The following is a 25,313-nucleotide window of genomic DNA, read 5'->3' on the forward strand; positions in this document are numbered from 1 at the left end:
CATTGGTGGGTTGACGCGTCAGGTCAGGGAGTCAAGGTATGGCGAAGGTGTTGGTCGTTGAAGACAATGAGACGCTGCGCGAGGGCATCGTGCAGGTGCTTAAGCGGATGGGGCATGCCGCGCTGGCCGCCGAGGGAGGGCGTCAGGGTCTGGCTTGTTTTCAAGAGTCGCGTCCCGACCTGGTGATCACCGATCTGAAGATGGACGAGGTCGACGGGATGCAGGTGCTCGCCAGTATCCGAGCGCAACGCCCGGAGGCGATGGTGATCATGATCACGGCTTTCGGCAGCATTGAGACGGCGGTCGAGGCGATGCAGGCAGGCGCTTTCGACTTTCTGCCCAAGCCTTTTCCGCCGGAGCTCCTTCGCGCCAAGGTCAGCCGCGCGCTGGAGGTGGGCGCGGAGCGGGCGCGTGCGGAGCGTCTGGTCGAAGAGAACGCGATCCTTCGGGAAGATGTCGCCGGCAGCTTCGATGAGGCGATTGTGGGCGACTCCCAGGCCATGGCGACCATCCTGGAGCGGGTGCGGCGCGTGGCCGGCAGTGAGAGCACGGTCTACATCCACGGGGAGTCGGGGACGGGCAAAGAGCTTGTGGCGCGGGCGATTCATAAGGCCAGCCCGCGCGCCAGCGGACCTTTTGTGAAGGTGAACTGTTCGGCGCTGGCCGAGGGGCTGCTCGAGAGCGAGCTTTTCGGGCACGAGAAGGGCGCGTTTACCGGCGCCCATAAACGTCGACTCGGCCGGTTTGAACTTGCGGAAGGGGGGACGATCTTTCTCGATGAGATCGGCGACATTCAGCCCTCCACCCAGCTGAAGCTCTTGAGGGTGCTTCAGGAGCGGGAGTTTGAGCGAGTGGGCGGAGAAGAGACGTTGCATGCCGATGTGCGCGTGGTCACCGCGACGCACCGCAACCTGCATGAAGAGGTGGCCCGGGGACGTTTTCGTGAAGATCTCTTCTACCGGTTGCATATCATTCCGGTGGAGTTGCCTCCTTTGCGAGAACGTCGCGAAGACGTGCCGGCTCTGGCGCGGCATTTTGTGGAGAAGTTGGCTGAGCGCACGCGCTCTCAGGCCCGTCGTATGGGTGAGGAGGCGATGGCCCTGCTCACCGGCTACGAGTGGCCGGGCAACGTACGGGAGCTGGAGAATGTGATCGAACATGCGCTGGTCTTTGCGCGGGGGGAGTCGATCGGGGTGGAGGATTTGCCACCGGCGTTGGGTGGTGGAACACGGGCGCTTGAGGGCATGGATCTGAGCGCGGTGGAGGCGTCGAGTCTTCCGGAGGTGCTCGAAGCGCTGGAGCGCTCGTTGATTGTGGCCGCGTTGGAAAAGGCCAGGGGAATCAAGGCGGAGACCGCACGGCTGCTGGGGATTAAGTCCAGCGCGCTCTACTACAAGTTGGAGAAGTACGGGGTGGAGGCTCCCGATGAAGAGACTTCAGATTAAGGAAAGTTAAGCCCGGAGGGCTTACTTGACCGGTGCGGGGGGCGGTGATTAGTGTGCGGCCAGCCGTCGCCCGGCGGTGACAGGGTGTGGGTGAGATAATTCTCAAAAGGTATGCAGAACTCAAAGGTGACTTTATGAGCAAGGTCGACTTGAAAGGGTACGGCATCGACGGCCCCGAGGTGTTGCGTAACCCCAGCGTGGCTCGCCTCTATGAGATGGCGATTCTCAACGATCCGGGGGCAGCGATCGCCTCCAGCGGAGCGTTGATCGCCTTCTCCGGGGAGAAGACCGGGCGCAGCCCGAAAGATAAGCGGGTGGTGCGCGAGCCCTCCAGTCAGGACGACATCTGGTGGGGTGATATCAACATCGCCATGGAGCCCGATGAGTTTATGCAGAACCGCCAGACGGCCATTGAGTTTCTCAATGACCGTCCGGTGCTCTACGTGATCGACGGCTTTGCTGGATGGGATAAGGAGCATCAGCTCAAGGTTCGTATCGTGTGCGCGCGGGCCTACCATGCGCTTTTCATGCACAATATGCTGATTCGTCCTACGGCCGAGGAGCTGGAGAGCTACGGGGAGCCCGATTATGTGATTTTCAACGCGGGCAGCAGCGCTGCCGATCCGCAGCGCGTGAAGTCGGTGAGCTCGAAGACCAGCGTGGCGTTGAACTTCGATCGTGGCGAGTTCGTGATCCTGGGCACCGATTATGCCGGGGAGATGAAGAAGGGCGTCTTCACGATCATGCATTACCTGATGCCCAAAAAAGGTGTGCTCTCGATGCACTGCTCGGCCAACCAGAGCAACGAGAAGGGTGACGTCTCGCTCTTCTTCGGGCTCTCGGGTACGGGCAAGACGACCCTCTCCACCGACCCGCACCGGGCTCTGATTGGCGATGATGAGCATTGCTGGACGGATCGGGGCGTCTTCAACATTGAGGGAGGCTGCTACGCCAAGACGATCGACCTGTCGAAGGAGCAGGAGCCGATCATCTACGACGCGATCCGTTACGGCTCGGTGCTCGAGAATGTGGGGTTCGACCAGGAGTCCCGCGAGGTGGATTACAGCGATAACGCCATCACCGAAAACACCCGTACGTCCTACCCGATTGAGTATGTGCCCGGGGCGCAGATTCCGTGTGTGGGCGGTCATCCCAACAACATCATCTTTTTGACCTGCGATGCCTACGGGGTCTTACCGCCGGTGAGTCGACTTACCCCGGAGGCGGCCATGTACCACTTCATCAGCGGGTACACGGCGAAGGTGGCGGGCACCGAGATGGGCGTGACTGAGCCCAGGGCGACCTTCTCGGCATGCTTCGGCGCGGCGTTTCTGGTGTGGCACCCGATGCGTTACGCCGAGCTTCTGGCCGAGAAGATGCGTCAGCATGGCGCCAAAGCCTGGCTGGTGAACACCGGGTGGACCGGCGGCGCGCATGGTACCGGCCATCGCATGAAGCTCAAGTACACCCGTGCGATCATCGACGCCATCAACTCCGGGGAGCTGGCCGATGCCCCGACCGTGAGCGATCCGCTCTTCAAGGTCGATGTGGTCACCGAGGTTGCGGGGGTTCCCTCTGAGGTGCTCGTGCCTCGCAAGACCTGGGCGGATGCCGATGCCTTTGAGGCGACGGCGCGCAAGCTCGTGGGTCTCTTTGAGGCGAACTTCGAGCAGTACGCCGACCAGGCCGGTGAGGCCATCCTGAAGGCGGCGCCCTCGCTAAAGGGTTGAGTTAAGGTGTTGAATATGTTGGCTTAAGTGCCGGTTGAGGGCGCGGTCTCCGATGAGGAGATCGCGCCTTCGACGCTCTGGCGGGTCGCCTCCAGCGCGTCGCGGATGGCGTCGGCGTTGAGACGTGGGAGGCTCTCGGCGATGAGGTGATCGCGGTGGGCGCGCAGCGCCTCGGCGGAGCCCGCCGGCTGGGAAGCGATCTGAGGGGCGTATTCGTCAATCAACGCAGCGACGCGCTCCATCTCCACGGGGGTCATCGGACCGACGCGCGCCAGCGCTCGGGCTTGAAGCAGAGGAAGTTGAGCGCGCACCTGGTCGGGCTCCCAGTCGCCGACGCTCTTTTGAGCAAGGTGCGACTCCAGTGCGATGATGGCGGGATCAAAAGGATCGAAGTTGGCTTCAGCACGAGGGCTCTCATGCTGAATGGACATGTCGACCCGGGGGAGAACAATCGAGAGGAGGATCAACAGAGCGCAGGCCGTCCAGATCCAGCTGGCTTTGATACGTACGGGCATAGACGAAGTTCGATCGGCAAAGGGGTTCAACGCTGGCGCGCCTCCCAGCGATTCACAAGCTCACGTTGGTGGGCCAGCATCGCGCCCAGGCTCTTGCGTCGCAGGTGGTCGAGGCGCTCGCTGGCCTCCTGCCACTGGGCGGTGTAGCGGTTGAGCCACTGGTGGTTGAGTTCGCCGCGGAGCAGAGGGGCCGCGTCGACCAGTGGTGCGTCGAGCAAACGCTCACCGAGGCTTTCTTCATCCTCAAAGCCGTGAAGTGCCGGGATGTTCGGCCCCAGGTAGAGCGCCTGATGGAAGGTGGCGTGGGTGCCCATCAGGCTCTCGAAGATCCACTGAATCGCGTCGTCGTCAAGCTCGGCCTCGGCCACAAGGTGGGTGACGCGGGCCAGGGCCGGGCTGTGCTTGCGCATCCAACGGGCCAGACGTTGGAGGTGATCGTGGAAGCGGTAGCGCTCTTGAAGTTCGTTGAGGGCGTCGCCGCCCTGGCGAGCGGCGATGACCAGGTGGGCGTGCATCAGATCGGCGTCGAGCTGTGCGAACCAGCGCTGCTCGGTCTGCGGGTCGCGCTGGCAGTCGGTTGCCGGCGGACAGGGGCGCGTGCTGACGCTGCTGCGCAGCGGGCGGGCGTTTCCGTGGGCGTTCGCCGGCTGGGCGGTGAGCTGCGGGAGTTGCGCGGCCAATCTCTCGGCGGCCTGGTCGAGGGTGGGGCCGATGAGATCGTGCAGCCAGGCGGTGATGGCCTGGTCATCGCTCTCTTCGGCACCGGCGGCTTCAAAAACATCTTCAAGTTCCCCGAACTCGACGTAGCGGTGGCCGAAGACGATCTTCTCGCGCGGGTTGAGCAGGATCTCGGCGTGTTCGCCATCGAGGAATTCCTGCAGGTCCAGGGCGTGATGGGTGGGCGCGGCCTGTCCGAACTCCACCGCATTGATGCTGCGGCTCAGGGCGAGGCGAAGGCTCGGCGGATCATCGAAAAGCGTCCAGGCGGAGCGCTCGTCGAAGTCGGTGCGCACGTAGTGGTGGCGAGCGTGGGCCTCGCGCACATGGTGCGGCGGGTGGGAGTCGAAGAGATCGGCGCGCTCGCCAGCGTCGGACGGGTCGAAGACCCACTCGAAGTGTTGCGGATCTGCGGGAAGTGCCGGTGGTTGACCGAGGGTGGCATCGCCCAGCCGCTCTCGCATCGAGCGCATCAGGGCCTCATGGTGCAGAAAGAAGTCGTCGGTGCGAAGTCCCTCGCGGGAGGCCTGCTCCAGGTCGTAGCAGGTCTGGGCGTAACAGCGATCCGCCCAGTCGGCGCGCTTCAGCGCGTGGACAAGCGCGTCGCTGCCGGTGAGGCGCACGGCGATGCGGTCGGCATGCAGCTCCATCTGCCGGCTCACCGAGGCATCCAGGCGCTCCAGCGCCGAGAGGGCCTGGCGAGCGATGCCGCGCACAAGTGCGGTGATCGTGTTGAGCAAAAGCGGCAACCCCAGGCCTCGATGCCAGCGGGTCTTCCAGCGGGCCAGTGCCTGGTCGATCGGATCGCGCTCCTCGACCAGCTGACGCAAGATCTCGGCGACGACGTACACATAGTGCGTCAGGCGCATGGAGCGCTGTGAGAAGTGGCCCAGCTCGTGGGCGAGCACCGCTTCGAGCTCGGTGCGGTTGAGGGTATTGATGAGCCCCAGGCCGATGAGCAGGTTCTTGCGCACCGGGAAGATCAGGTTGAGCAGGGAGGTGTCAAAGAACACCCCGGCGTTGACCTGGGGACAGGCGTAAACGCGGTGCGGAAGCGGTGCCCCGGCCCGCTGGCAGAGATCGATGAGGTAGTCGAAGAGCTCCGGCTCGGATTCCGCGCTAAGCTCGATGAACTCGGAGCGGTCGACTTTCTGGCGGTGGAAGAGTCCTTTGAGCAGGACAAGCGCCAACGGCAGAAGGAGCAGAGCGGTGAACGATCCCAGAAGGATATCACCGAGCTGAACGGGGCCACTGAGCATGTGCGTGACGACTACGACGGTGGCCGCCACACTGAGGACCAGTGCGCCGAAGTACATGGCGAGCAGTCCCACCAGGGCCAGAGCCAGGAGCCCCACGCGCAGCAGGTAGGCGCCGTTAAGTTGAAGGGCGTGGCGGGGCACTGAGACCGGCGAGGAGCCGGCGGCCGAGCCGACAGCAGGAACGAAGCGGTGGAGCCAAGAACGATACATGAAGACCTCCCAAGGGCTGACGAAACGTCCCACCTGGGAAAGCCCACCTGATACTACCTGGACTTCAGGGCTTTCGAGCTAGCTCGTCGACGTACACGAACCAGGAGTGGATTACACTATGACTGGAAATTTTCCAGTCTGCCTGAAGTATAAAACGAATTACCCTGAGGTCAAAATTTTTGCTGAAATCGTGTCTCTTCCGGCGCAAGAAGAGAAGATGCCGCCCGGTGAGGGGCGGCAGTCCTGGAATGATGGGTGGGGCTAAGTGCTTGTCTTTGCGTGTTTTTATGTTTCGAGAAGGGGGCGTTTTCTTAGCTCTCGTCGGCAGGCAAGGGCAGGTAGGCCACCGCTTTCATCTCGATCGCCAGGTTGGGATGCGGCAGCTGGTGGACGGCCACGGTGGTGCGTGTGGGGCCGGTCTCGGCGTCGAAATAGTCGTTGTAGACGGCGTTGTAGCCGGCAAAATCATCCATATCGATGAGGAAGGTCGTGATGTCGACCAGGTGCTCAAGTCCGGCACCGGCCTCTTTTAAGATGCGGCCGATATTCTCAAGGACCGCGCGGGTTTGTGCGGCGATGTCGCGGTGGATGGTGCCGTCCTCGTCGATGCGTACGCCGACGTGGGTGTTGTCGGGGCGGCGACTGGAGACGCCGCTGACAAAGATCAGATCGCCAACGCGGCGCGCGTGCGGGTAATGCGCCAGCGCCGGAGCGCGGCCGTCGATGGTGTAGGCCCGGGTGGTCATGACGCTCCTGAAAAGCGATGAAGGTCAGAGTTTGATGCAGATGTTTTTCGTCTCGGTATAGAAGTCGAGCGAGTGGGTGCCGCCTTCGCGGCCGATGCCGCTGAGTTTGACGCCTCCAAAGGGGGTGCGCAGGTCGCGCAGAAACCAGGTGTTCACCCACACAAGGCCCACGTCCATGCGGGCCGAGACGCGATGGGCCCGGCGCACGTCGTTGGTCCAGATGGCGGCGCAGAGGCCGTAGTCGGAGTCGTTGGCCAGCGCGATGGCTTCCTCTTCGGTGTCGAAGGGCATCACGTGGCAGACCGGGCCGAAGACCTCTTCACGCAGGATGCGGGCGTTCTGGTCCAGGCCGGTCCAGACGGTGGGCTCGACAAAGGCACCTCTTGCGAGAGAGCCACCGAGCTCGGGGATGCCACCGCCGGCAACCACTGTGGCTCCTTCGCTCTGTGCGAGCGCGAAGTAGCTCAACACCTTCTCGCGATGGGCCTGGCTTATCAGCGGCCCCATCTGAGTGGATTCATCGAAGGGGTCGCCCACCTTCAGGCCCCGGGCGCGGGCGGCCAGGCCCTCGACGAAGGCGTCGAAGATGGGGCGCTCGACGTAGACGCGCTCCGAGCAAAGGCAGACCTGGCCTGTGTTGGAGAAGCTGGAGCGGGCGGTGCCGTCGATGGCTTCTCGAAGATCGGCGTCGGCGAAGACGATCGCGGCGTTTTTTCCCCCGAGCTCAAAGGAAATGTCGCGCACATGCGGGGCGCAGGCCTCCATGATCGCGCTGCCGGTGCGGGACTCTCCGGTAAAGGTGATCGCGTCGACGTCGGGGTGGCGGGTCAGCGCCTCACCGGCCGCGCCCGGCCCAAAGCCGTGGACCACGTTGAAGACGCCCGGCGGGACGCCGGCGTCGCGAAAGACCTCACCGAGGAGCGCGGCGGTCGTGGGGGTCTCCTCGCTGGGTTTGGCCACCACGCAGTTTCCCGCAGCGAGCGCCGGGGCGACCTTCCAGGTGAGCAGCAAGAGCGGCAGGTTCCAGGGGCTGATCACACCCACGACACCGAGAGGACGGCGGATCGTGTAGTTGAGAGCGCTGCCACCGCCGGGCGTCTCCGTCTCGAAGGCGGCGGTGTGCTGGGTGCGCATCAGGTTGGCAAAGAACTTAAAGTTCGCGGCACCACGTGGGATGTCGATGCGTCGGGCGAAGCTCGCCGGCTTTCCGGTATCGAGCATCTCGGCTTTGAGGAAGTCGTCGAAGCGCGCCAGGATACCGCTTGAAACCCGGTCGAGCGCATCGAGGCGCTCGGAGAGGGGCATGGTGCCCCAGGGGCCGTTGAAAGCACGGCGCGCGGCCTCAACGGCGCGGTCGATGTCTTCGGCGCTGCCTTCGGCGACCTGGGAGATGAGGGTGCCGTTTGCCGGGTTGGTGTTGGGAAAATATGCGCCGCGTGCGGGCTCCACAAACGCGCCGTCGATGAAGTTGAGGATCTTCTTCACGCTGAAATGCCTTAACGATCAAAGGGTTAGGTGCGTTACTCGTCGAGCAGGCTCATCTGGCCGGGCGGATCGTGTTTTTTGCCGCCGGTTTCCTCGTTTGCTTTTCGCGACTTCTGGCGAGGCTTCTCGGGCCAGCCTCCGACCGGGTGCAAGTCTCCGATGCGGCTCAGCCGGAAGACGCGCTCATCGCGGCGCAGGTGGCAGTAGGCGTGGAGGTAGGTTTCGGCCTCCAGGCTGATTGGCGTGATGCGTCGGCGGGTGAGTTCGCCTCGACCGCGGCTGTAGTAGTGCATCTCCAGGTCGACGCCGCCGTGAATGGCCCAGCGCACAAGGTCGGTGCGGCTAGCGGTGGGATCGAGTTCGCCGGGATTTGCGGTGCGCTCAGGGCTCCACTCCGGGTCGATGGCGCTGCCGATCCACAGGAGGATCTCGTAGGCCTCGACCTCAATGTCCATGACCTCTTTGGGGCCGAAGGTGTCGAGGACTTTGCGCAGCACCTGGTCCAGCGCACGGGAGTTGACGCGGGTGGCGCCATGCTCGCGCAGGTTCTCCAGGAGGAGGCAGGCCAGGGCGACCGCGCCGCGTTCCTCGGAGGTGCGCAGCAGGACATCGCCCGGGGACTCCGGGAAGCTGAGCGGATCGTCGTCGTTGTTGCGGGCCGGGGCACGAGCCAGTCGCTCGGCGATGCGGCCGCGGATCGTCGGGATCTGAATGGGACCATCGCCCACAGCACAACTCCTGGCGGATGGGGATTGAGGCCGGCGCAAAGGGGGCACCGGCGGACGTTGAGCGGCACTCTATCAGGGGTTGTCGTCTTCTTCGAGGGGCGGCGAAGCGCTCTCGGAGGGGGGATTCGGCGATGGTCGACCCTCGCCGCGGGCCAGACGACGAAACTCCTCTTCAAGGGAGGCCTCGTCCGGGTCGATGAGGCCGCCCTGGCGGACCTCTTCGAGCAGTGCCTCGGCGCGCTCAACCTCCGCGCCGTCGGGGCGGCGGGCCTGCCGGATGAGCAAACGCTTCTTCGACGCGATAAGTTCCAGCTCTTCGCGGGTGGCGTGGCCGCGGGTGCGGAGCTCGTCGACGCGCTCGGTGGCCTGGGCGGCCAACTCCGGGTGGCCCTTTTCTTCGGCCAGGGCGACGCGGCGCTTCCAGGTGGAGAACTCCTCGCGGAGCTTCTCCAGCTCTTCTTCGAGGCGCTTCTCTTCGCGGATCAGATACGCCATCTCATGGCGGTAGGACGGGTCCATCGCGTCTCCGGGACGTTTGCAGCACGTGCTGCGGCTAAAGTTAAGCACCTGCCGTGGGGAGGCGTGTTTGCATCGGTGAGCCGGCTTGCGGTGGTGGGGCACTTTTACTAAAAGGACCGGCGCGCGCGCCCTGAGATTGCGCCCCGACGCAAGCGCGTCGATCGAACACACACCAACTCGCACCCGAGTCTATACCATGAGCGTCTCCGCTGGCATCGTCGGACTTCCGAACGTGGGCAAGTCGACCCTTTTTAACGCTTTGACCCGCGCCGAAGCGCAGTCGGCGAACTACCCCTTCTGCACCATCGATCCCAACGTGGGCATCGTGCCGGTGCCGGACGCCAGGCTCAAGACGATTGAGAAGTATGTGCCGGCCCAGAAGATCATTCCGGCGGCGGTGGAGATCCTCGACATCGCCGGTCTGGTGCGCGGGGCGTCGCAGGGCGAGGGCCTGGGCAACAAGTTTCTGGCGAACATCCGCGAGGTGGACGCGATCCTGCATGTGGTGCGTTGCTTTGAGGATGAGAACATCACCCACGTTGAAGGTGGCGTGGACCCGGTGCGCGACGTCGAGATCATTGAGACCGAGCTGATCCTGGCGGATATGCAGACGGTGGAGCGTCGTCTGGATAAGGCGCGTCGTGCGGCCAAGGCCGGCGATAAGACCGAGGTGGCGCGCGTGGCGGTGCTGGAGAAGGTGCTGGCCGAGCTCAACGAAGGCAAGAGCGCCCGCGCTATCAAGCTCACCGACGATGAGCGTCAGCTCACCCGCGACAGCCATATGCTCACCGATAAGCCGGTGCTCTACGTGGCCAACGTGGCCGACGACGACCTTGAGGGCCAGAGCCCCTATGTTGCGAAGTTGCGCGAGCTGGCCGATTCGCAGGGCAGCGATGTGGTCGTGGTTTGTGGTGAGATTGAGGCGGAGCTTGTGGAGCTGGACGAGGAAGAGCAGCTGGAGATGCTGCAGGGGCTGGGCATCGACGAGCCAGCGCTCAATGTGCTGATTCGCGCCACCTACGCGCTGCTGGGGCTGCAGGCCTTCTTTACGGCTGGCGAGCAGGAGATCCGCGCGTGGACGATTCCGGTGGGGGCGACCGCGCCGCAGGCTGCCGGTGTGATTCACTCGGACTTTGAAAAACGCTTTATTCGAGCGGAGGTCTACACGGTCCAGGATCTGGAGACCTATAAGGACGAGGCCGGGATTCGCGCCGCGGGCAAACTTCGCCTGGAAGGCAAAGAGTACGTGGTCGTCGACGGCGACATCCTGCACATTCGCCATAACGCGTGAGTTCGGGGCGACTCGAGGATCGGGCGGCCAGGCTGTTGGCGCTGGCCGCCGCCGATCTCACCACGCGCGAAGCTCTGCTGGCGCGCGGCGAGCTCTTTGAGGGGTATCACCCCGAGATGCGTGCGGTGCATGAGGCGAACGCGCTTGAGCTTGAGGCGATGATCGACGCCCGGGGCTGGCCGCGTACCTCCGAGGTGGGTGAGGACGCGGCGCAGGCGGCGTTTCTGGTGGCGAGCCACGCCATCAGCCTCCCGGGCCTGCAGCGCAAGGCGCTCCGGTTGCTCGAGGCGCTCGCCGGCAACGATGCGCGGCCGCGCGAGGTTGCGGTGTTGGGCGATCGTATTCGATTTAATGAGGGGCGACCCCAGCGCTACGGCGCGATCATCGACTGGGACGCGGAGGGAAACCTGGGCCCGGGGCCGCTGGAAGAGCCCGACGAGGTTGAGGCGCGGCGCGCTCGGGTGGGCATGGAACCGCTTTGTGATGTTGTCGCCCGGCTGGAGCGCCGGGCCAACGAAGACGGGGAGCGTCCGCCCGGGGAGTGGGTGGCGCGGCGTCGAGCGATGCACGCGTTTTTTGTGAGTGTGGGCTACAGGCGTTGAGGGGTGACCGTAGATCAACTTCTTCGGTCGATTCAGGGTGACCGTAGGTCAACTTTTTTGGTCGGCTCAGGGTGACCGTAGGTCAACTTTTTTGGTCGGCTCAGGGTGACCGTAGGTCAACTTTTTTGGTCGGCTCAGGGTGACCGTAGGTCAACTTTTTTGGTCGGCTCAGGGTGACCGCGGCTCAGGGTGACCGAGGGTCAACTTTTTTGGTGGTGGGAAGGTGACCCAGGGTCAGCTGTTTTCGGCGTTGAAAGGTGACCGCGGGTCACCTGTTTGTAGCGTGTTTAGCCGCGATGGCGTGAGGAAGGGGAGCGTGACGCGATAGAAAAAGCGCCCGGGCTGAAGCGGCCCGGGCGCTTTTTTTACGTGCATGGGGCTCAGTGGCGGGGCTGGCCGCAGTCGGCCATGTTTTCGTGCAGGCCTTCCAGGGTGTAGGCAGGTTTACGTTCGAAGTCGTGGGTTGCCTCAATGGTGCGTACGGTGCCGGATTTGGAGCGCATGACCAGCGAGTGCGTCTCGCAGCCACCGGCAAAGAAGCGCACACCTTTGAGGATGCTGCCGTTGGTGACACCGGTGGCCGCGAAGACGATCTCCCCGTGGGCCAGGTCGTGCATGGACAAGAGAGCCTCAATGTCGCGATCGCCCATGATACGGCGAGCGCGTTCGCGCTCTTCATCCTTGTAGAACATCAGCCGGCCCTGGATCTCCCCACCGAGGCACTGCATGGCGGCCGCGGCGAGCACGCCCTCAGGGGCGCCACCGATGCCGAACATGATGTCGATGCCGCTCTCCGGGCGGCAGGTAGCGATGGCTGCGTCGACGTCGCCGTCTTCGATCAGCCGAATGCGCGCGCCGGTCTTGCGGATGGCAGCGATGACCTCTTCGTGGCGGGGTCGGTCGAGGATCATGGCGGTGAGTTCTTCGACGCGCACGCCCTTGAGTTCGGCCAGGCGGTGGAGGTTCTCCGCCGGGGAGGCGTCCAGGTCGATGGCGCCGCGGGCGATGGGGCCGGCGGCGATCTTTTTCATGTAGATATCCGGCGCGTTAAGAAAGCAGCCGTGGGGAGCCATCGCGATAAGCGCCAGCGCGCCGGGGCGGCCGTAAGCGCAGAGGTTTGTGCCTTCGAGGGGGTCAAGCGCGATGTCCATCTTCGGGTCGTGGGGCGCGCGGCGGCCGACCTCCTCGCCAATGTAGAGCATCGGCGCTTCGTCGCGCTCGCCCTCCCCGATGACGACGGTGCCGTTGATGTGCATGGTGTCGAAGGCCGCACGCATCGCGCTCACCGCCATCTGGTCGGAGTAGGTCGGATCGCCCTGACCCATGGAGCGGGCCGAGGCGATGGCGGCAGCTTCGGTGACGCGCGCGAGCTCAAGCGCGAGGTTGCGATCATCCACAGAAGTCATAGGAGTCATCCTCAAAGTGGGGGAGGCCGAAAGGGGCTTTACTACTCCGCGAGCCAACGTTGACGCTATGTCTGCTGCATGGAGAGCACCCTGAGCCGGGTTGCACATCCTCGACGATGCTAACGCATCGCCTGTGGTTTGCGCCTTGCTCAGGTCACCCTCAATCTCGCATCCAGAGGCGTCAACATGGCCTCACGGCGTTATACCAGGCGCGCCGGTCTGGCCCGGGGCACCGCTGCTGGTCACGGTGAGTGCGATCATGGACACCGTCTGCCCCGATGCCATAGCGAAGTTGAGCGCTGATTAAAAGTGCAGGCGCTCGGGAAGCACGGCGTTCTGCATCGTGGTGAGTTCGCTGATGCCTTTCTCCGCCAGGTCGAGCAGGGCGTTGAGTTCGGCGCGGCTGAAGGTGGCTTCCTCGCCGGTACCCTGGACCTCAATGAGACGGCCGGAGCCGGTCATGACCACGTTCATGTCGACGTCAGCGGCGCTGTCTTCGACGTAGGGAAGATCAAGCAGGGCGCGGCCCTCAACGATGCCGCAGCTGATGGCGGCGACCGAGTCGGTCAGGGGAACCTGGTCGATGAGGCCGTCTTTCAGGAGTTTTTCGCAGGCCAGGGCCAGGGCCACGTAGGCACCGGTGATGCTGGCGGTGCGGGTACCGCCGTCGGCCTGGAGCACGTCGCAGTCCAGGTAGATGGTGCGCGGTCCGAGTTTTTCGAGGTCGGTGACCGCGCGCAGGCTGCGACCGATCAGGCGCTGGATCTCCTGGGTGCGGCCGCTTAAGCCTCCGCGGTGCACTTCACGACGAAAGCGAGGATCGGTGGCACCCGGGAGCATCGCGTATTCGCCGGTGACCCAGCCTCGGGTATTGCCGGGCTTATCCATCCAGCGGGGCACGTTTTTATCGACGCTGGCGGTACACATGACTGTGGTGCGGCCGAAACGTATGAGCACCGAGGCGGCGGGCATGTCAGTGAAGTTGGGGGTCAGCGTGACAGGGCGAAGTTCCTCAGGGGCGCGGCCGTCAAAGCGCTCGGTCATCAGAGGCTCCAGGAGATGGGGAAGGGGGGGTATAAAAGAGCCCGCACACGGCGGGCTCTCGAAGTGAGGAAGTTGGGATAGGGCTCAGGGCTGGTCGTCGAGGACGTGCTCAAGCTCTGCGTCGAAGTTGACGATGGCGTCGAGCAGCGCGTTGACCACGCGCTGACGGTGGGCCCGCTCGATGAGCCGGCTGCCCTCGTCGGGATGGGTCAAGAAGCCGGCTTCGACGACGACCGCAGGCATATGAGCGCCGCGGAGCACCCCGAAGTTGGCCTGTTTGACGCCGCGGTCGATGGAGTCGAGGTGGCCGCGGAAGCCGTTCTGAACGCTGTGGGCGAGGCGCGCGCTGAGCTCGTGCTGGTGGGCACGGATGAGATCGCGCTGGATGAAGACCAGGTCATCGTCGTGCTGTCCGACCAGGCGCGCGCCCTCAATAGGGGAGGCGTCGTGGTGGTCGGTGTGCTCCTCGACGGGCGCAGGCTCCGGGGTGACGTCCTGGGGGCGCAGATAGAAGGTTTCGTAGCCCACCGCACGGTTATGAACGGCGGCGTTATAATGCAGGGAAAGGAAGACGTCGGCCTGGGCCAGATTGGCCAGGTGTACGCGTTCCGGGAGCGAGAGGGAGGTATCCCAGTAGCGGGTCATGACCACGCGCACATCGGGGTAGCGCTCCTGAATGGCTTCGCGCAGATGGTAGGCGAGCTCAAGGGTGAGATGCTTCTCGCGGATGCCAGCCACGCCGATGGCGCCGCTGTTGTCGCCGCCATGACCCGGGTCAAGCACGATGGTGCTCACGCGATTGAGGCGTTCGCCAGGGGCACCAGCGCTTCTGTAGGCCGCAATGCGGGCCTGATCGCGAAGGGCGACCACGCTGGAGAGATCGATGCCCCAGAGCGATCCGGGGTGAGCGATGGCGGTCTGCGAGATGAGGAGCAGCGCGAGGCCGAAGGCCAGCGCGCTCAGGCGTTGAATGGATCGAGGGTACACGTGAAGACTCCCTGAAAACGTCACCGTCCGTGGTTCCGAGTTCTACAGGGGGGGAGCGTAACAGTGTGTTTTCAGAGCGCAAAAAAAAAGAGGCCCGCTCCCCCTCGGGGGGCGGGCCTCGTTCTGAGGATCGTATCTCTCAGGTTCAGATGCGGAAGCGGAAACCCAGGTTGACGTCCACGTTGATGGAGGTGTCGGGGAAAAGAACCATCACGTAAGTGTCGGTGACAAAGTCGAGGTGGGAGGAGAGGGGCACGTAGAAGCCGCCCCCAAAGCCGAAGTGGGCCCAGCCGGTGCGCACGGTGTCGCGGATGTAGCAGAAGGGCACGCCGGACTGCTGGTCCTGGAAGATCTCGCGGTTATCGCAGACCCCGTCGTTAAGCGAAGCACTGTGTTTGAGACGCAGCCAGTTGCGCACGCGTCCGATGCCCAGCCCCACCGAGGAGTAAAAGCGAGGGGCACCGGTGGAGATGTCGCGCTGGTACTTAAAGCCCAGCATACAGTCGCCGGGGAGACCCAGGCCGAAGCACTCCTCTTCGTGCTGCCAGAAGGGGGCATCGCGGTCGATGCTGCCTTCGACCAGACTGTCGAAGTCCTGGGGCGGGGAGAACTGCCACCGCCAGTACATGCCAATGCTGTTGCGCTCGGTGAGGCGCCACCCGAGGTCGAGCTTGGCGTGGGCGAAAGCGGCGACAAAGCCCGGGGTGACCTCGCGGTCGACCTGGGCGGTGGGTGCTGTGCCGCTGGTCAAAAAGCCCACGTCGGTGCCGCCGAGCAGCGTGGCGTAGAAGCCACGGCCCGGCTTCTCGTCGTGCTCAAGGCCCGGGTCATCTTCAGCGGGAGGCGTGATGTCAGCGACGTCGCGTTCCTCGGGGGCTTCGACGACGTCACCGCTGCCGAGCACAGTGATACGGTGAGGGTTGCTCGCGCGCCCGCTTGATGCGAGCGGGTCGCCGGTGCGGTCGACCGCCTCAATGTAGTAGTCGACCTGGCTTGTACGAACGTGTCGGGCATCAAGCGAGAAGGCAAAACGGGTGTTGCTTGAGGGCATCATCTCCGAGCGGGTGAACTCATCTTCGCCGAAGCGGCGGTGGTTCAGGAAGACGCGGAAGACGGGCACGCTCTCGGAGACGTTGGCCTCAAAGAGGATGGCCTGTCCGGCGTTGGCCCGCGGGATCGGGCGGTGCTGCAGCGGGGAGGCTTCGGCCTGAGGTGTGTCGGGAGCGGGGGTGGTCTCTTCGACGGGCTCAGGTGGTTTGGCGCGCTGGCGAGCGCGCTCAAAGATCTGGCTGAGCTCCGGGGTCTCGTAGACGGGGAAGAGCACCGAGCCGGGGTCGGTCTCCAGGGCGGCGACGAAGGCCTCCTCGGTGAGCGCCTCATCGCGGGTGGCAGCAAAGCGCACGATGCCGAGCATCACGTAAGCGCGGGCGACCGCCGGGGTACGCAGGTTGTTGCGCGCGGCCAGCACGACGGCCTGCTCCAGAGCCTCCTCGGCCTCCTCAATCATGAGCATGTCGTAGTCTTCCATCGCCTGGTCGAGAAGCGTGGAAACCTGGGAGTCGGCCGAATCCTGGGCGTAGGCGGCGGTGGAGGTGGCCAGGGTTGTGGCACCGAAGGAGGCCGCGGCCAGAAGGGCGCAGATGGCGAGCGCCGAGGGGCGCAATAAGAGCGAGCGGAGGTTCATGAGGGCTTACCGGGTACGGCGCACGCGGTGCGGCCGGCGTTTTCACGCCGGCCGCACCGGAGGTGATCAGCGGCTGGTGATGTGGATCTCGACGCGGCGGTTGTTAGCGCGGCCTTCTTCGGTCGAGTTGTCATCGATGGGGCGCGCCTCGCCGAAGCCTACGGCTTCCATGCGCATCGGATCGATGCCGCGGTCAATCAGGAAGGTGCGCACGCTGGCAGCGCGTTCCTGGCTCAACTGCTGGTTATAGCTGTCGCGACCGCGGCTGTCGGTATGACCTTCAACGCGGATGGTGATGTTGGGGTAATCGCGCAGGATCTGAGCGACCTGGTTCAGAAGCGGGAAGCTCTGCGGCAGAATATCGGACTTGGCCGTAGCGAAGAAGACACGCTGGTTAAGGCGGATCTGGTCGCCGTCGACTTCGGCCAGTTTCGGCTCTTCGGGCTCGTCGACCGGGCAGCCGGCGTTTTCGATCGGACCGGGCTCAAAGGGGCATTCATCAAGGATGTTGGGGATGCCATCGTTGTCGACATCTTCAACCGGGCAGCCGGTCTCATCCTGGAAGCCGATGAATTCGACGGGCTGCGTGGGGCACTGGTCGTTGATGTTGAGGATGCCGTCACCATCGAGGTCGAGCATCGGGCAGCCGCGCTGACCGCTGAAGCCGTCGACGTCGCCGGCGATGTTGGGGCAGAGGTCTTCGGAGTCGGGGATGCCGTCGTTATCGTTGTCATCCTCGCGGCAGCCATCTTCATCTTCAAAGCCGTCAAAATCTTCGGCTTCAAAGGCGCAGCGATCGCGCTCATCGGGGATGCCGTCGCCGTCGGAGTCGAAGCTGAAGTCCACCGGAGCCTCGACCACATCGATGGTCTCGGTGAGGTCGACGTCAAGGGCCAGATCTTCGACCAGGCATTCGTCGTAATCGGAGAGCTTATCGGCTTTGCGCGCGTTGGCTTCGGCCAGCTTGAGATGGCGGTCGGCGCGGGTGAAGTCGCCGCGACTGAGCTCATAGAGGCCGAATTCAACCTGGGCCTGAGCGGTGGCGATCTCCTCGGGAGCGCAGTTGTACGCGCGCGGGTAGATCGATTCGTTGATGGCCTGGATCTCTTTGGCCTGACCACGCAGCTTGGCGCCGGTGGTGCAGCCGGAGGAGGCCAGCATCATCACACAGCCACCAAGGAGCAGGGCGAAACGCATCGTCGACTTCTGGGGGTTCATCGAGCACGACCTCGTTGGACCGGCGCGCCGCCATCATCAGCTCCCTCCTGCAAAACCAATCTCAAGGGGAGGGCGGAGAGCGAAACGGCCATAAAACAGCTATCGGGTGCCGACCTCTAAGGAGGGGGCACCCGCACAATCACACAACGTTATTCAGCGAGCTCCGGGGCGGGCACGTCGGCCTCGGCTTCGGAGTTGCCCTCGAGCGGGGATTTCTCGCGACCGAGCACCGGGTGACCGGGCCAGGGAGCTTCCCGGGCGTTGATCAGCGCGGATTCGGCTGCGCGACGCGCCTGAGTGGCGTAGTCATAGGCGGCCTCAAACTGGGAGTAGCCCCACTCCTCTTTGGCTTTGTAGAGGTAGTTTGCCGCGCTGGTGTACTCGTAGGGCGAGTGCTGGTCGGCGTCGGCAACCCGGGCGCGCTCCATGGCGACCTCGGCCTCGCTGATACGCTGGGTGGCCTGAATGGGGCCGCAGCCCACCAGCAGAGCACCGAGGGCGACGAGCGCCATCGCGCGGCAAGCGATATGAGCCAGTGGCGAGAGCGCGTTCGATCGATGTGGGATCATAGCTCAGTCAGTTGGTAAGGCGCGCTGCAGACAGGCCCCGAACCAGCGGGAGAGCCGGTGCGATGCGGGCGCGCGATCAGGTAAACGGACGTCCAATGCACTACCAAAGGGGGCGAATCAGTGTCAAGGCGGGGGGCGGCGGTCATCCGGGTGACCGAGGGTGGGGTGAGGTGACCGAGGGTGGGGTGAGGGGACTGTGGCTCGGTCGGGTGTTGGTGCGTAGAGACGCCGTCGATCAGACGGGAGCGTGGACTTGAGGTTGCGCTGAAGGACCGTGTCCCGTGGGATAGGGTTGGAGTAGACGGGGGGCGAGGCGCCGTGATGGTGGGTTTGCCTGGCTATGTGCTGAGACGTTAGAGTTGTTTAAATGGAAGGTTTAAATCTCAGGGTGTGAGATGCGTATGTTTCGAGTGGTGTGTTGTGTTTTGTGTGCTGTCGCTTTGGGGGCGTGTGCGACGTCATCATCTGAGTCGTTGGCGGGGGCTGAGAGGTCTTCGTCCCCCGAGTTGGCTCTACCGTTAAACACGTCGACGGAGCGCTCGGACTTGTTGGATGCGAGTCTTGAGTATCATACGCCGGCGTTGAGGCGATGTTATGAGGCCTGGGAGGCGGCACTGGATGAGGACGAGCGTCCGCGAAACGAAGTTGTGCTCTATTACAGGGTGAACATTACGCGGGCGGGGCGAGTGACAGAGTTGGAGTCTGTGTACGAGACGGAGAGTTACGAGGAGTTACATCGATGTGTGAGTGGGACATTGGGAGAGGCTTGGGTGACGGCGGAAGATGCTGTGGCGTATCAGTTTTTGCCGGTGACGGTGCATTTTCGGAAGAAGCATGTACGGGGCGGCTACGAAGAAATCGACTATCTGCAGAGATCGGAGGCGTGGGCTGATGATCAGTTAGCACCGCTGAAAGTTGCGGATGGGTCCGGAGACTTTTGTAGACCCTACAACATCGGTGCCACCGTTCTTGCGGGGCGATATGGGATATTAGATTGCTATGAACAGAGGGTGTCCGAGGTGATGCCTCCTTTTCCGCATGGGGAATTGATCACGCACTTCCGAGTGCAAGGCGACGGAACAACCTCCAATGTTGGTTTTTTCGGGCAAAAGGCGTTTGGTGAGACTATGCAGCAGTGTATTCGCGATGTGATCGCGGAATTGGAGTTCGATGAGCCGGTAGGGGGTATCTGCGTCATCACTTACGCGTTACGTTTTCGTACGACAGAAGCGACAGGTGTTATGCACGTGGAGATTGAGGATTGATGTTGGGAAGGGAGGGGGCCGGAGCTTACGCTGAGGGAAGGATGGTCGGTGTGATCCCGTAGAATGGTCGGAGCCAAGGTCCACGAGGCTGATGGTCGACGTAGAATTTGGAGCATTGAATCGTCATTGGTCAGGTCGTCGCGGGTTTTGAGCATCATTGCAATGGTTCGGTCAGGTGAGGTGACCGAGGGTCGCAGGAAGTCTAGTTATGCGGTCTGTGGCGGATCCGGTGAGGCGAAGGGGGGAGTGCGCGAACACGTGTTTGCGGCACTTTTTTGCACATCTCCGGCAACATGTTGCGCCAGCGCTCGATAACGATCGGGAGAGGTATCACATCCCCTCCTTATCGGAGCGTCTTATGACCCGTCTTCGTCGCCATCTTCCCGGTCAGGTTGCTGCGTTGACCCGTCGTACGCACGGTCGTTGCTTTTCTCTGCGGCCCGATGCGCCCATGAACGCCATCGCGGCCTACGAGTTCGCTCGCTCGGCGGAGCGAAGTGAGGTTGAGATGTATGCCGGGGTCGTCATGTCCAACCACGTGCACCTGGTGGTTCACGATAGGCGGGCAAGACGAAGCGACTTTATGCGCGACGCGATGAGCGGCATTTCGAGTGCACGCAATAAAGGGCTGCGTACTGGCGACGGGTTATGGGACCGCCGCCAGTACGGCGATACAGTGTTGCTTGACCGGGAGGCGTTGGAGAATCACATCCTCTACGTGTTGCTCAACCCGGTGAAGGCCGGGCTTGTAGAGCGCGCCAAAGACTGGCCGGGGTTTAAGATCATGCCGGCCGACTGGGAGAAGACGATCAAAGTGCCGCGTCCGGAGAGCCACTACGGCGATGATCAGCCCGAGACCATTGAGTTTACGCCCCGGCGCCCGCCGGGCTACGACGACATGACGCTCGATGAGGTCGTAGCGCATTTTGAGAGGCTGTTGAAAAAGGGCGAGAAGAAGATTCATCGTGAGATGGCACGTCAGAATCGCACGTTTCTGGGTGTTGAGGGTGTGCTTTTGATCGACCCTTCGAGCAGCCCCGATACGCCAGCCCGCCGCGGCGAGACAGCGCCCAGATATGCGGCCTGCGAGCCGACGCTACTGGAAGAGGCCCAGGTGCGGGAGAAGGCGTTTCGCGATGCTTACGCCCGGGAGCGCAAGCGCTGGGTTGAGGGGAAAAAGCGCTGCGTCTTCCCCTGTGGCACATTATGGTTGCGACGAAACGCGCCGATCGCATGTCGGGAGCATGATCCCTGTGAGGCGGGGCTGGCGGCGAACTTCCAGGTCTACCAGGCGCGAGGTGCGCCCGGGCGAGACGTTGCTTAGGGAGCCTTGAGTGAAGTTACGCTCAGGTGAGGGGCCGGGCGCGTCGCGTTGTAATCGGCACCGGGGTTGAAGTATCGGGTCGTCGACAGGTCGGGGGAGTTCTACTCATTGCGCGTCGAGGATGCGTTGAGGCGCGGCTCTGTCTGGCGTTTGGCAGGAGGGCGGCACTCCGGGGTCACAAAGAGCGTGAATAGGCGCAGAATGTGTGCGGACGCGTATGGGGGGGCGGCCGTTGGGTGTTCGGGGGGCGGTCTACAGGGTAACTAGAAGGCGAGGGAGCAGGTAACGAGGCGAACTGTGCGGTAAGTTCGCTCGTTGCGCGCGTATGGTCAGTGCGCGATCGGGCGCATAAACACAGGGCTTCGAGTGACTGTAGGTCGCGTGAGCGTGACTGTCGGTCGTGTGTGGGGGACTGTCGGTTGGTTGGGTTGGGGTGTGGTTGTGGAAATGCAAAACACCCACCGAGCCGAGGTTGGCAGGGTGGGTGCGTGGTGTGAAGCGCTGCTTAAGGCCCGGAACGAACCGGCTCTTCGGCTCTTCGGCGAGTGTGAGTGGACGTTACGCGCTCGGTTGCGTGATCTGCAGTCCGGTCGCGGTAAACTCATAGTTCTTCTGCTCACCCTCGACGTTCTCCACCGGCTCGCCGGTGGCTTCGGCCTGATCTTCGGCGTAGTGCTGGGCCATCTCTTCGCTGATGACGGTGGCCTTTAGGGTGCCTTCGACGATGACCTCGGCGCCGTCGGAATTGCGCGAGACAAAGAAGCCGTAGTCTTTCATACGCACGCGGACCGGCTCCTCGACCTGGTCAGTCTTGAGCGTAAACCAGCAGCCTTTCTTCTTGCAGACCTGCTCGATGTTGGCGCTGACGCGGATAGTGCCCTCGGGAGACGCTTCTAGCGCCTTGTCAAGGGGCATCGGTTCACCATCAAGGGTGAAGGGGGCACCGAAGTGGCGGGTCTCGCCGGGCTCCAGATCGTTTGCGAGTTCCTGAGCTTTTTCGCCTTCGGCCGGGCCGTCGGTGACCTCCTCGGCCGCTTCTTCAGTGGGGGCTTGCTCGTCGGTGTTTGCGACCTCGGCTTCTTCGGCGGTGGCTTCCGCCGTCGGCTCGGCGGTGGCGTCACTGGAGGAATCGCAGGCCAGGGGAGCTGCCAGAAGTAGGATCAAGAGCAGGACAGTGTGCTTCATGGGAGGGGCTCCGGTGCGTATGAAATTATGAGGTGCCATGGTGAACGCGATCGTATTATGCGGCGGCAGTGTAGCAGGATTGTTGCATGACGCCAGTGCGCGACGTACGGGAGCTGTGCGCTTGTCGCTGGGGGGAGATCGGCGGTAGAAGCGCATCGACGACATGCGGAACCTTCGAGAGCATCTCAGGAGAGGTTGTGGACGAGCAGGAGAAAGCGACACTTTTAGCGATTTGCGATGAGCAGGGTGTGGATGCCATCGATGTCAGGGTACGTGGGGCTGTGCTGGTCGTAGAGCCACCGGAGCGAGGAGCGTTGCCGTCGGTGGAGGTGCTGCGCGGGTTGGCTGCGACGTTGGCCGAGCGAGGGTATCGTTATGTGACCGTGGACCTGGCCAGCTGGACGCGTGGGGGGGATGAGCAATGAGCGAAAAAGGGCTGAAAATAAAGGGGGAGGTGCGACTGTCGGTCGGGGAAGGACGACTGTCGGTCGGGGAGGTGTTGGGAGCGATCGAGGATGAGATGCGCCAGGCCGGCAGGCTCGTGGTGGCGTTTAGCGGCGGTGTGGATTCGGCGGTAGTTGCCGCGATTGCGCAGCGCGCTCTTGGCGAGCGCGCCTGGGCGGTCACCGCCGTCAGTGAGACGCTGGCCGGCCGGGAGCTGGAGGAGGCGTGCGCGCTGGCCGAAGAGATCGGGATTCGGCATGAGCTCATTAGGTTCAGCGAGCTCGATGATGCGCGTTTTCGGGAGAATACGTCGGCGAGGTGTTTTTTCTGCCAGTCGATGCGCTTCGATCAGATCGCGACGATTGCCGCATTGCTGGACTGCGATGTGCTGGCCTCGGGGACCAACGCCTCCGATGTGGGGGATCATCGGCCGGGGCTGGAGGCGATGGCCGAGCGCAAGGTCTATCAGCCCCTGCTCCAGTACGGGGTGACCAAGGAGCAGGTGCGCGAGCTTGCACGCGAGCTCGGGTTGAGCGTGTGGGACAAGCCGGCGATGGCGTGTCTCTCATCTCGGATCCCGCACGGACTGGAGGTGACGCGCGAGAGGTTGCGACGGGTGGAAAAGGCTGAAGAGGTGTTGCACGCGCTGGGCTTTAAGCAGTTTCGGGTGCGGGCCCACGGGGAGCTGGCCCGGGTGGAAGTCGCCGTCGACGAGATGTCGCGGGTACTTGATCCGCAGGTTCTCGGGGAGATCGCTCGCGGGGTCAACGCAGCGGGCTTTGAAGAGGTGACGCTGGATTTGATGGGCTTTCGTTCGGGAAGTCTCAATCCGGTTCGAGCAGCAAACGCAGAGAGAGACTCAGAGAAGGAGCAAGACGTTGAGTGATGTTGTGCGGGAACTTCTGCGAGCCTATCGCGATGGCGAGGTTGCAGAAGATGTGGTCGTGGAGCGCCTGGTAAAGCAGCCCTTTGAGGAGCATCTGATTGGACGTTTCGATCATATGCGAGAGGCGCGCACGGGCATCCCGGAGGCGATTCTGGCCGAGGGCAAAGATCCGCTGGCGGTGGCCGAGATCTTCGAGCGCTACGCGCGCTCAGGCGATCAGCTCATCGCCACCCGGGTGACCGCGCCGGTGCTCGATGCGCTTCGGCCGCAGCTCGACGGTTTGCAGCACTATAAAGTCGCGCGTATCGTCTCGACGCGTCCACCTGAGATCGACAACGATCGGGCGACGGTCTGTGTGATCAGCGCCGGGGCGCTCGACCGTCCCGTGGCCGAGGAGGTCGCTGTGACCAGCCGACTTCTGGGTAATCCCACCCGCGAGATTTTTGACGTGGGCGTGGCAGGGCTTAACCGCCTGGTGGTTGAGCTGGGCACCATCGAAAAGGCGGGAATCCTGGTGGTTGTCGCCGGTATGGATGGCGCACTCCCCAGTGTGATTGGCGGATTGGCCTCCCAGCCGGTCATCGCCGTGCCCACAAGCGTGGGGTATGGCACGAGCTTTAAGGGCGTGGCCGCGCTTTTAACCATGCTCAACGCCTGTTCGCCGGGAACCGGTGTGATGAACATCGACAACGGCTTTGGAGCGGCGGTGCTCGCCACCAAAATCAATCAGTTTGGCCAGCGCGTCAGCGCTGGCTTAAGGGAGTAGGTATGGCGACGCATATTCATCTCGATCTGCTGGGCGGGCTGGCCGGCGATATGTTTCTGGCTGCGGCCATCGATGCGGGTCTGGTCGATGTGGCGGGCCTGCAGCGGGAGCTTCAATCGGTGGGGCTTGGGCCGGTACGCGTTATCAGTGAGCGTGTGGTGCGCGGGGCGATCGAGGGCGTTCACGTGCGCTTTGAGGGCTGGGACCCGGCCATGGAGAGTGATCACCGCCATCTGAGCACGATCGAGGCGATGATCGCCGAGAGCTCCTTAAGCGATGGGGTCAAGCGCCGGACCACGGCGATGTTTCGCATTCTCGGTCAGGCCGAGGCCACCGTGCACGGGATCGCGCTTGAACGGGTGCATTTTCATGAGGTCGGTGCGGTCGATTCGATCCTCGACTTTGTCGCAGCGGCCTGGGTGATTGAGGAGGTCGATGCCACCTTCTCCTTCGGTGAGATCCCGGTGGGCAGCGGCACCATTGAGACAGCCCACGGCACGATCCCTGTGCCCGCGCCGGCAACCGCCAAGCTCCTGGAGGGCTTTGAACTCACCTACCAGGACGTGGCCACCGAATTCGTCACGCCCACCGGTGCGGCGATCCTGGCGACTGTGGCCGCGCAGCCCGGAAAGCGTCAGGGGCGGCTGAAAGCCACGGGCTTTGGCTGCGGCACGCGCGACTTCAAGTCGCACTCCAATGTCGTTCGTCTTGTCGTCATGGAGCAGGGGGCTGGCGAGCAGCCCTCGGCACCATCAAGCGAGGCCGCCCGCTGGGAGCGCGATGAGGTTGTGCAGCTCATCTGTGAGATCGACGATCTGCAGCCGGAGTTGATGGCTGCGGTCGAAGCGCAGCTCTTTGATGCCGGTGCGCTCGATGTGGTGCGTGAGCCGGTACTGATGAAGAAGGGGCGCAGCGGGGAGCGTCTCTCGGTACTCTGTGAGACGGAGCTCTCCGAGGCGCTTCTGCGCGTGATCTTTGTGCACACCACCACCTTCGGGGTTCGCGTGGTGCCGGTCTCCCGGGTGAAACTTCGGCGCAGCCGCCAGCTGGTGGAGACGACCCTGGGTCAGGTGCACGTTAAGGTCGGCTGGCTGGGCGACGAGGCCATCAAAGCCACCCCCGAGTTTGAAGACTGCCGTCTGCTGGCCGAGCGCCATCACCTGCCGGTGCACACGGTCTATCTGGAGGCGCAGCGCGCAGCGGCAGCGTTACTGACCGAAGGGCAGATATAACGCAATCATCCGATCGAATCATCGAGGTGATCCCCCGCGAACGAGCCCGAGTGCGA

Annotated in this window: 23 protein-coding genes; 10 read left to right on the forward strand and 13 right to left on the reverse strand. The window is 63.4% G+C overall.

The genetic code is table 11. The features are described from left to right. The first annotated feature begins 38 nt into the window (after window positions 1-38). Both EA187_RS12555 and pckA read left to right on the forward strand, forming a co-directional pair. Window positions 39-1,445, forward strand: a complete 1,407-nt coding sequence (locus tag EA187_RS12555; RefSeq protein WP_127780470.1) for a sigma-54-dependent transcriptional regulator — start codon at window positions 39-41, stop codon at window positions 1,443-1,445. 134 nt (window positions 1,446-1,579) lie between these two features. Continuing rightward, a complete protein-coding gene (gene pckA / locus EA187_RS12560; protein ID WP_127780471.1) occupies window positions 1,580-3,175 on the forward strand; it encodes a phosphoenolpyruvate carboxykinase (ATP) in 1,596 nt (531 codons plus the stop codon). A gap of 23 nt (window positions 3,176-3,198) precedes the next feature. Here the strand turns inward: pckA and EA187_RS12565 are convergent, their stop codons facing one another. The 6 genes from EA187_RS12565 to EA187_RS12590 form a co-directional block, all read right to left on the reverse strand. Next, complete coding sequence (locus EA187_RS12565) at window positions 3,199-3,690, reverse strand: hypothetical protein (protein ID WP_127780472.1); 492 nt, start codon at window positions 3,688-3,690, stop codon at window positions 3,199-3,201. Between the two features lie 26 nt (window positions 3,691-3,716). After that, on the reverse strand, window positions 3,717-5,876 hold the full coding sequence (locus EA187_RS12570; protein ID WP_127780473.1) for a M48 family metallopeptidase: 2,160 nt from the start codon (window positions 5,874-5,876) through the stop codon (window positions 3,717-3,719). A 311-nt stretch (window positions 5,877-6,187) separates the two neighbouring features. Continuing rightward, the gene (locus tag EA187_RS12575) at window positions 6,188-6,622 is read right to left on the reverse strand and encodes a RidA family protein (RefSeq protein ID WP_115604861.1); all 435 of its coding nucleotides are present in this window, start codon (window positions 6,620-6,622) and stop codon (window positions 6,188-6,190) included. A gap of 24 nt (window positions 6,623-6,646) precedes the next feature. Further along, entirely contained in the window at window positions 6,647-8,107 is a 1,461-nt protein-coding gene (locus EA187_RS12580; RefSeq protein ID WP_127780474.1) for a 2-hydroxymuconic semialdehyde dehydrogenase, read from the reverse strand. Window positions 8,108-8,142: 35 nt separating this feature from the next. Continuing rightward, window positions 8,143-8,835, reverse strand: coding sequence for a WYL domain-containing transcriptional regulator (locus EA187_RS12585; RefSeq protein WP_115604857.1), 693 nt, complete (start codon window positions 8,833-8,835; stop codon window positions 8,143-8,145). Window positions 8,836-8,907: 72 nt separating this feature from the next. Continuing rightward, complete coding sequence (locus tag EA187_RS12590) at window positions 8,908-9,354, reverse strand: hypothetical protein (protein ID WP_115604855.1); 447 nt, start codon at window positions 9,352-9,354, stop codon at window positions 8,908-8,910. A gap of 196 nt (window positions 9,355-9,550) precedes the next feature. On the opposite strand from EA187_RS12590, the gene ychF reads away from it, so the two are divergent. Together ychF and EA187_RS12600 are read left to right on the forward strand one after the other, a co-directional pair. Then, complete coding sequence (ychF, locus tag EA187_RS12595) at window positions 9,551-10,645, forward strand: redox-regulated ATPase YchF (RefSeq protein ID WP_127780475.1); 1,095 nt, start codon at window positions 9,551-9,553, stop codon at window positions 10,643-10,645. Continuing rightward, window positions 10,642-11,247: a DUF6624 domain-containing protein gene (locus tag EA187_RS12600; protein WP_127780476.1), complete on the forward strand. Its 606-nt coding sequence runs from the start codon at window positions 10,642-10,644 to the stop codon at window positions 11,245-11,247. Before ychF ends, EA187_RS12600 begins: the two co-directional genes overlap by 4 nt. Window positions 11,248-11,627: 380 nt before the next feature. Here EA187_RS12600 and glpX read toward each other — a convergent pair whose 3' ends face one another. The 6 genes from glpX to EA187_RS12630 form a co-directional block, all read right to left on the reverse strand. Next, the gene (gene glpX, locus EA187_RS12605) at window positions 11,628-12,653 is read right to left on the reverse strand and encodes a class II fructose-bisphosphatase (RefSeq protein WP_115604849.1); all 1,026 of its coding nucleotides are present in this window, start codon (window positions 12,651-12,653) and stop codon (window positions 11,628-11,630) included. Window positions 12,654-12,956: 303 nt separating this feature from the next. Next, window positions 12,957-13,697, reverse strand: coding sequence for a ribonuclease PH (rph, locus tag EA187_RS12610; RefSeq protein ID WP_115604847.1), 741 nt, complete (start codon window positions 13,695-13,697; stop codon window positions 12,957-12,959). An 84-nt stretch (window positions 13,698-13,781) separates the two neighbouring features. Next, window positions 13,782-14,684, reverse strand: a complete 903-nt coding sequence (locus EA187_RS12615; protein WP_164856242.1) for an N-acetylmuramoyl-L-alanine amidase family protein — start codon at window positions 14,682-14,684, stop codon at window positions 13,782-13,784. Window positions 14,685-14,829: 145 nt separating this feature from the next. Next, a complete protein-coding gene (locus EA187_RS12620; protein ID WP_127780478.1) occupies window positions 14,830-16,368 on the reverse strand; it encodes a hypothetical protein in 1,539 nt (512 codons plus the stop codon). Window positions 16,369-16,434: 66 nt separating this feature from the next. Further along, on the reverse strand, window positions 16,435-17,586 hold the full coding sequence (locus EA187_RS12625; RefSeq protein WP_127780479.1) for an OmpA family protein: 1,152 nt from the start codon (window positions 17,584-17,586) through the stop codon (window positions 16,435-16,437). A 149-nt stretch (window positions 17,587-17,735) separates the two neighbouring features. Continuing rightward, window positions 17,736-18,155: a DUF4398 domain-containing protein gene (locus EA187_RS12630; protein ID WP_115604839.1), complete on the reverse strand. Its 420-nt coding sequence runs from the start codon at window positions 18,153-18,155 to the stop codon at window positions 17,736-17,738. Between the two features lie 743 nt (window positions 18,156-18,898). Here EA187_RS12630 and EA187_RS12635 point away from each other — a divergent pair. Then, the gene (locus tag EA187_RS12635; RefSeq protein ID WP_164856243.1) at window positions 18,899-19,420 is read left to right on the forward strand and encodes a hypothetical protein; all 522 of its coding nucleotides are present in this window, start codon (window positions 18,899-18,901) and stop codon (window positions 19,418-19,420) included. Window positions 19,421-19,778: 358 nt separating this feature from the next. Then, the gene (locus tag EA187_RS12640) at window positions 19,779-20,744 is read left to right on the forward strand and encodes a hypothetical protein (RefSeq protein ID WP_127780481.1); all 966 of its coding nucleotides are present in this window, start codon (window positions 19,779-19,781) and stop codon (window positions 20,742-20,744) included. Between the two features lie 558 nt (window positions 20,745-21,302). On the opposite strand, the gene EA187_RS12645 is transcribed toward EA187_RS12640, so the two are convergent. Beyond that, window positions 21,303-21,929 (reverse strand): DUF4920 domain-containing protein, encoded by a 627-nt coding sequence (locus tag EA187_RS12645; RefSeq protein WP_164856244.1) that lies wholly within the window; start codon window positions 21,927-21,929, stop codon window positions 21,303-21,305. Window positions 21,930-22,126: 197 nt separating this feature from the next. On the opposite strand from EA187_RS12645, the gene EA187_RS12650 reads away from it, so the two are divergent. The 4 genes from EA187_RS12650 to larC are packed head-to-tail and all read left to right on the forward strand — an operon-like array spanning window position 22,127 to window position 25,257. Then, entirely contained in the window at window positions 22,127-22,354 is a 228-nt protein-coding gene (locus EA187_RS12650) for a hypothetical protein (RefSeq protein ID WP_115604831.1), read from the forward strand. Next, window positions 22,351-23,259, forward strand: a complete 909-nt coding sequence (larE, locus tag EA187_RS12655) for an ATP-dependent sacrificial sulfur transferase LarE (RefSeq protein WP_206524312.1) — start codon at window positions 22,351-22,353, stop codon at window positions 23,257-23,259. Before EA187_RS12650 ends, larE begins: the two co-directional genes overlap by 4 nt. Then, window positions 23,252-24,025 carry a nickel pincer cofactor biosynthesis protein LarB gene (gene larB, locus EA187_RS12660; protein WP_115604829.1) on the forward strand — a complete coding sequence of 258 codons (774 nt, stop codon included), beginning with the start codon at window positions 23,252-23,254 and terminating at the stop codon, window positions 24,023-24,025. The genes larE and larB overlap by 8 nt, the downstream gene beginning before the upstream one ends. Before the next feature lie 2 nt (window positions 24,026-24,027). Then, on the forward strand, window positions 24,028-25,257 hold the full coding sequence (gene larC, locus EA187_RS12665) for a nickel pincer cofactor biosynthesis protein LarC (protein WP_127780483.1): 1,230 nt from the start codon (window positions 24,028-24,030) through the stop codon (window positions 25,255-25,257). The last annotated feature ends 56 nt before the right edge of the window (window positions 25,258-25,313 follow it).

Source organism: Lujinxingia sediminis (assembly GCF_004005565.1).
In the GTDB taxonomy this organism is placed as follows: Bacteria; Myxococcota_A; Bradymonadia; order Bradymonadales; family Bradymonadaceae; genus Lujinxingia; species Lujinxingia sediminis.

What these genes read in the sequence shown, in the direction of transcription:
- EA187_RS12555 (WP_127780470.1), top strand. Translation starts at nt 39, where the DNA reads ATGGCGAAGGTGTTGGTCGTTGAAGACAATGAGACGCTGCGCGAGGGC.
- pckA (WP_127780471.1), top strand. Translation starts at nt 1,580, where the DNA reads ATGAGCAAGGTCGACTTGAAAGGGTACGGCATCGACGGCCCCGAGGTG.
- EA187_RS12565 (WP_127780472.1), bottom strand. Translation starts at nt 3,690, where the DNA reads ATGCCCGTACGTATCAAAGCCAGCTGGATCTGGACGGCCTGCGCTCTG.
- EA187_RS12570 (WP_127780473.1), bottom strand. Translation starts at nt 5,876, where the DNA reads ATGTATCGTTCTTGGCTCCACCGCTTCGTTCCTGCTGTCGGCTCGGCC.
- EA187_RS12575 (WP_115604861.1), bottom strand. Translation starts at nt 6,622, where the DNA reads ATGACCACCCGGGCCTACACCATCGACGGCCGCGCTCCGGCGCTGGCG.
- EA187_RS12590 (WP_115604855.1), bottom strand. Translation starts at nt 9,354, where the DNA reads ATGGACCCGTCCTACCGCCATGAGATGGCGTATCTGATCCGCGAAGAG.
- ychF (WP_127780475.1), top strand. Translation starts at nt 9,551, where the DNA reads ATGAGCGTCTCCGCTGGCATCGTCGGACTTCCGAACGTGGGCAAGTCG.
- glpX (WP_115604849.1), bottom strand. Translation starts at nt 12,653, where the DNA reads ATGACTTCTGTGGATGATCGCAACCTCGCGCTTGAGCTCGCGCGCGTC.
- rph (WP_115604847.1), bottom strand. Translation starts at nt 13,697, where the DNA reads ATGACCGAGCGCTTTGACGGCCGCGCCCCTGAGGAACTTCGCCCTGTC.
- EA187_RS12620 (WP_127780478.1), bottom strand. Translation starts at nt 16,368, where the DNA reads ATGAACCTCCGCTCGCTCTTATTGCGCCCCTCGGCGCTCGCCATCTGC.
- EA187_RS12625 (WP_127780479.1), bottom strand. Translation starts at nt 17,586, where the DNA reads ATGAACCCCCAGAAGTCGACGATGCGTTTCGCCCTGCTCCTTGGTGGC.
- EA187_RS12630 (WP_115604839.1), bottom strand. Translation starts at nt 18,155, where the DNA reads ATGATCCCACATCGATCGAACGCGCTCTCGCCACTGGCTCATATCGCT.
- EA187_RS12640 (WP_127780481.1), top strand. Translation starts at nt 19,779, where the DNA reads ATGACCCGTCTTCGTCGCCATCTTCCCGGTCAGGTTGCTGCGTTGACC.
- EA187_RS12645 (WP_164856244.1), bottom strand. Translation starts at nt 21,929, where the DNA reads ATGAAGCACACTGTCCTGCTCTTGATCCTACTTCTGGCAGCTCCCCTG.
- larE (WP_206524312.1), top strand. Translation starts at nt 22,351, where the DNA reads ATGAGCGAAAAAGGGCTGAAAATAAAGGGGGAGGTGCGACTGTCGGTC.
- larC (WP_127780483.1), top strand. Translation starts at nt 24,028, where the DNA reads ATGGCGACGCATATTCATCTCGATCTGCTGGGCGGGCTGGCCGGCGAT.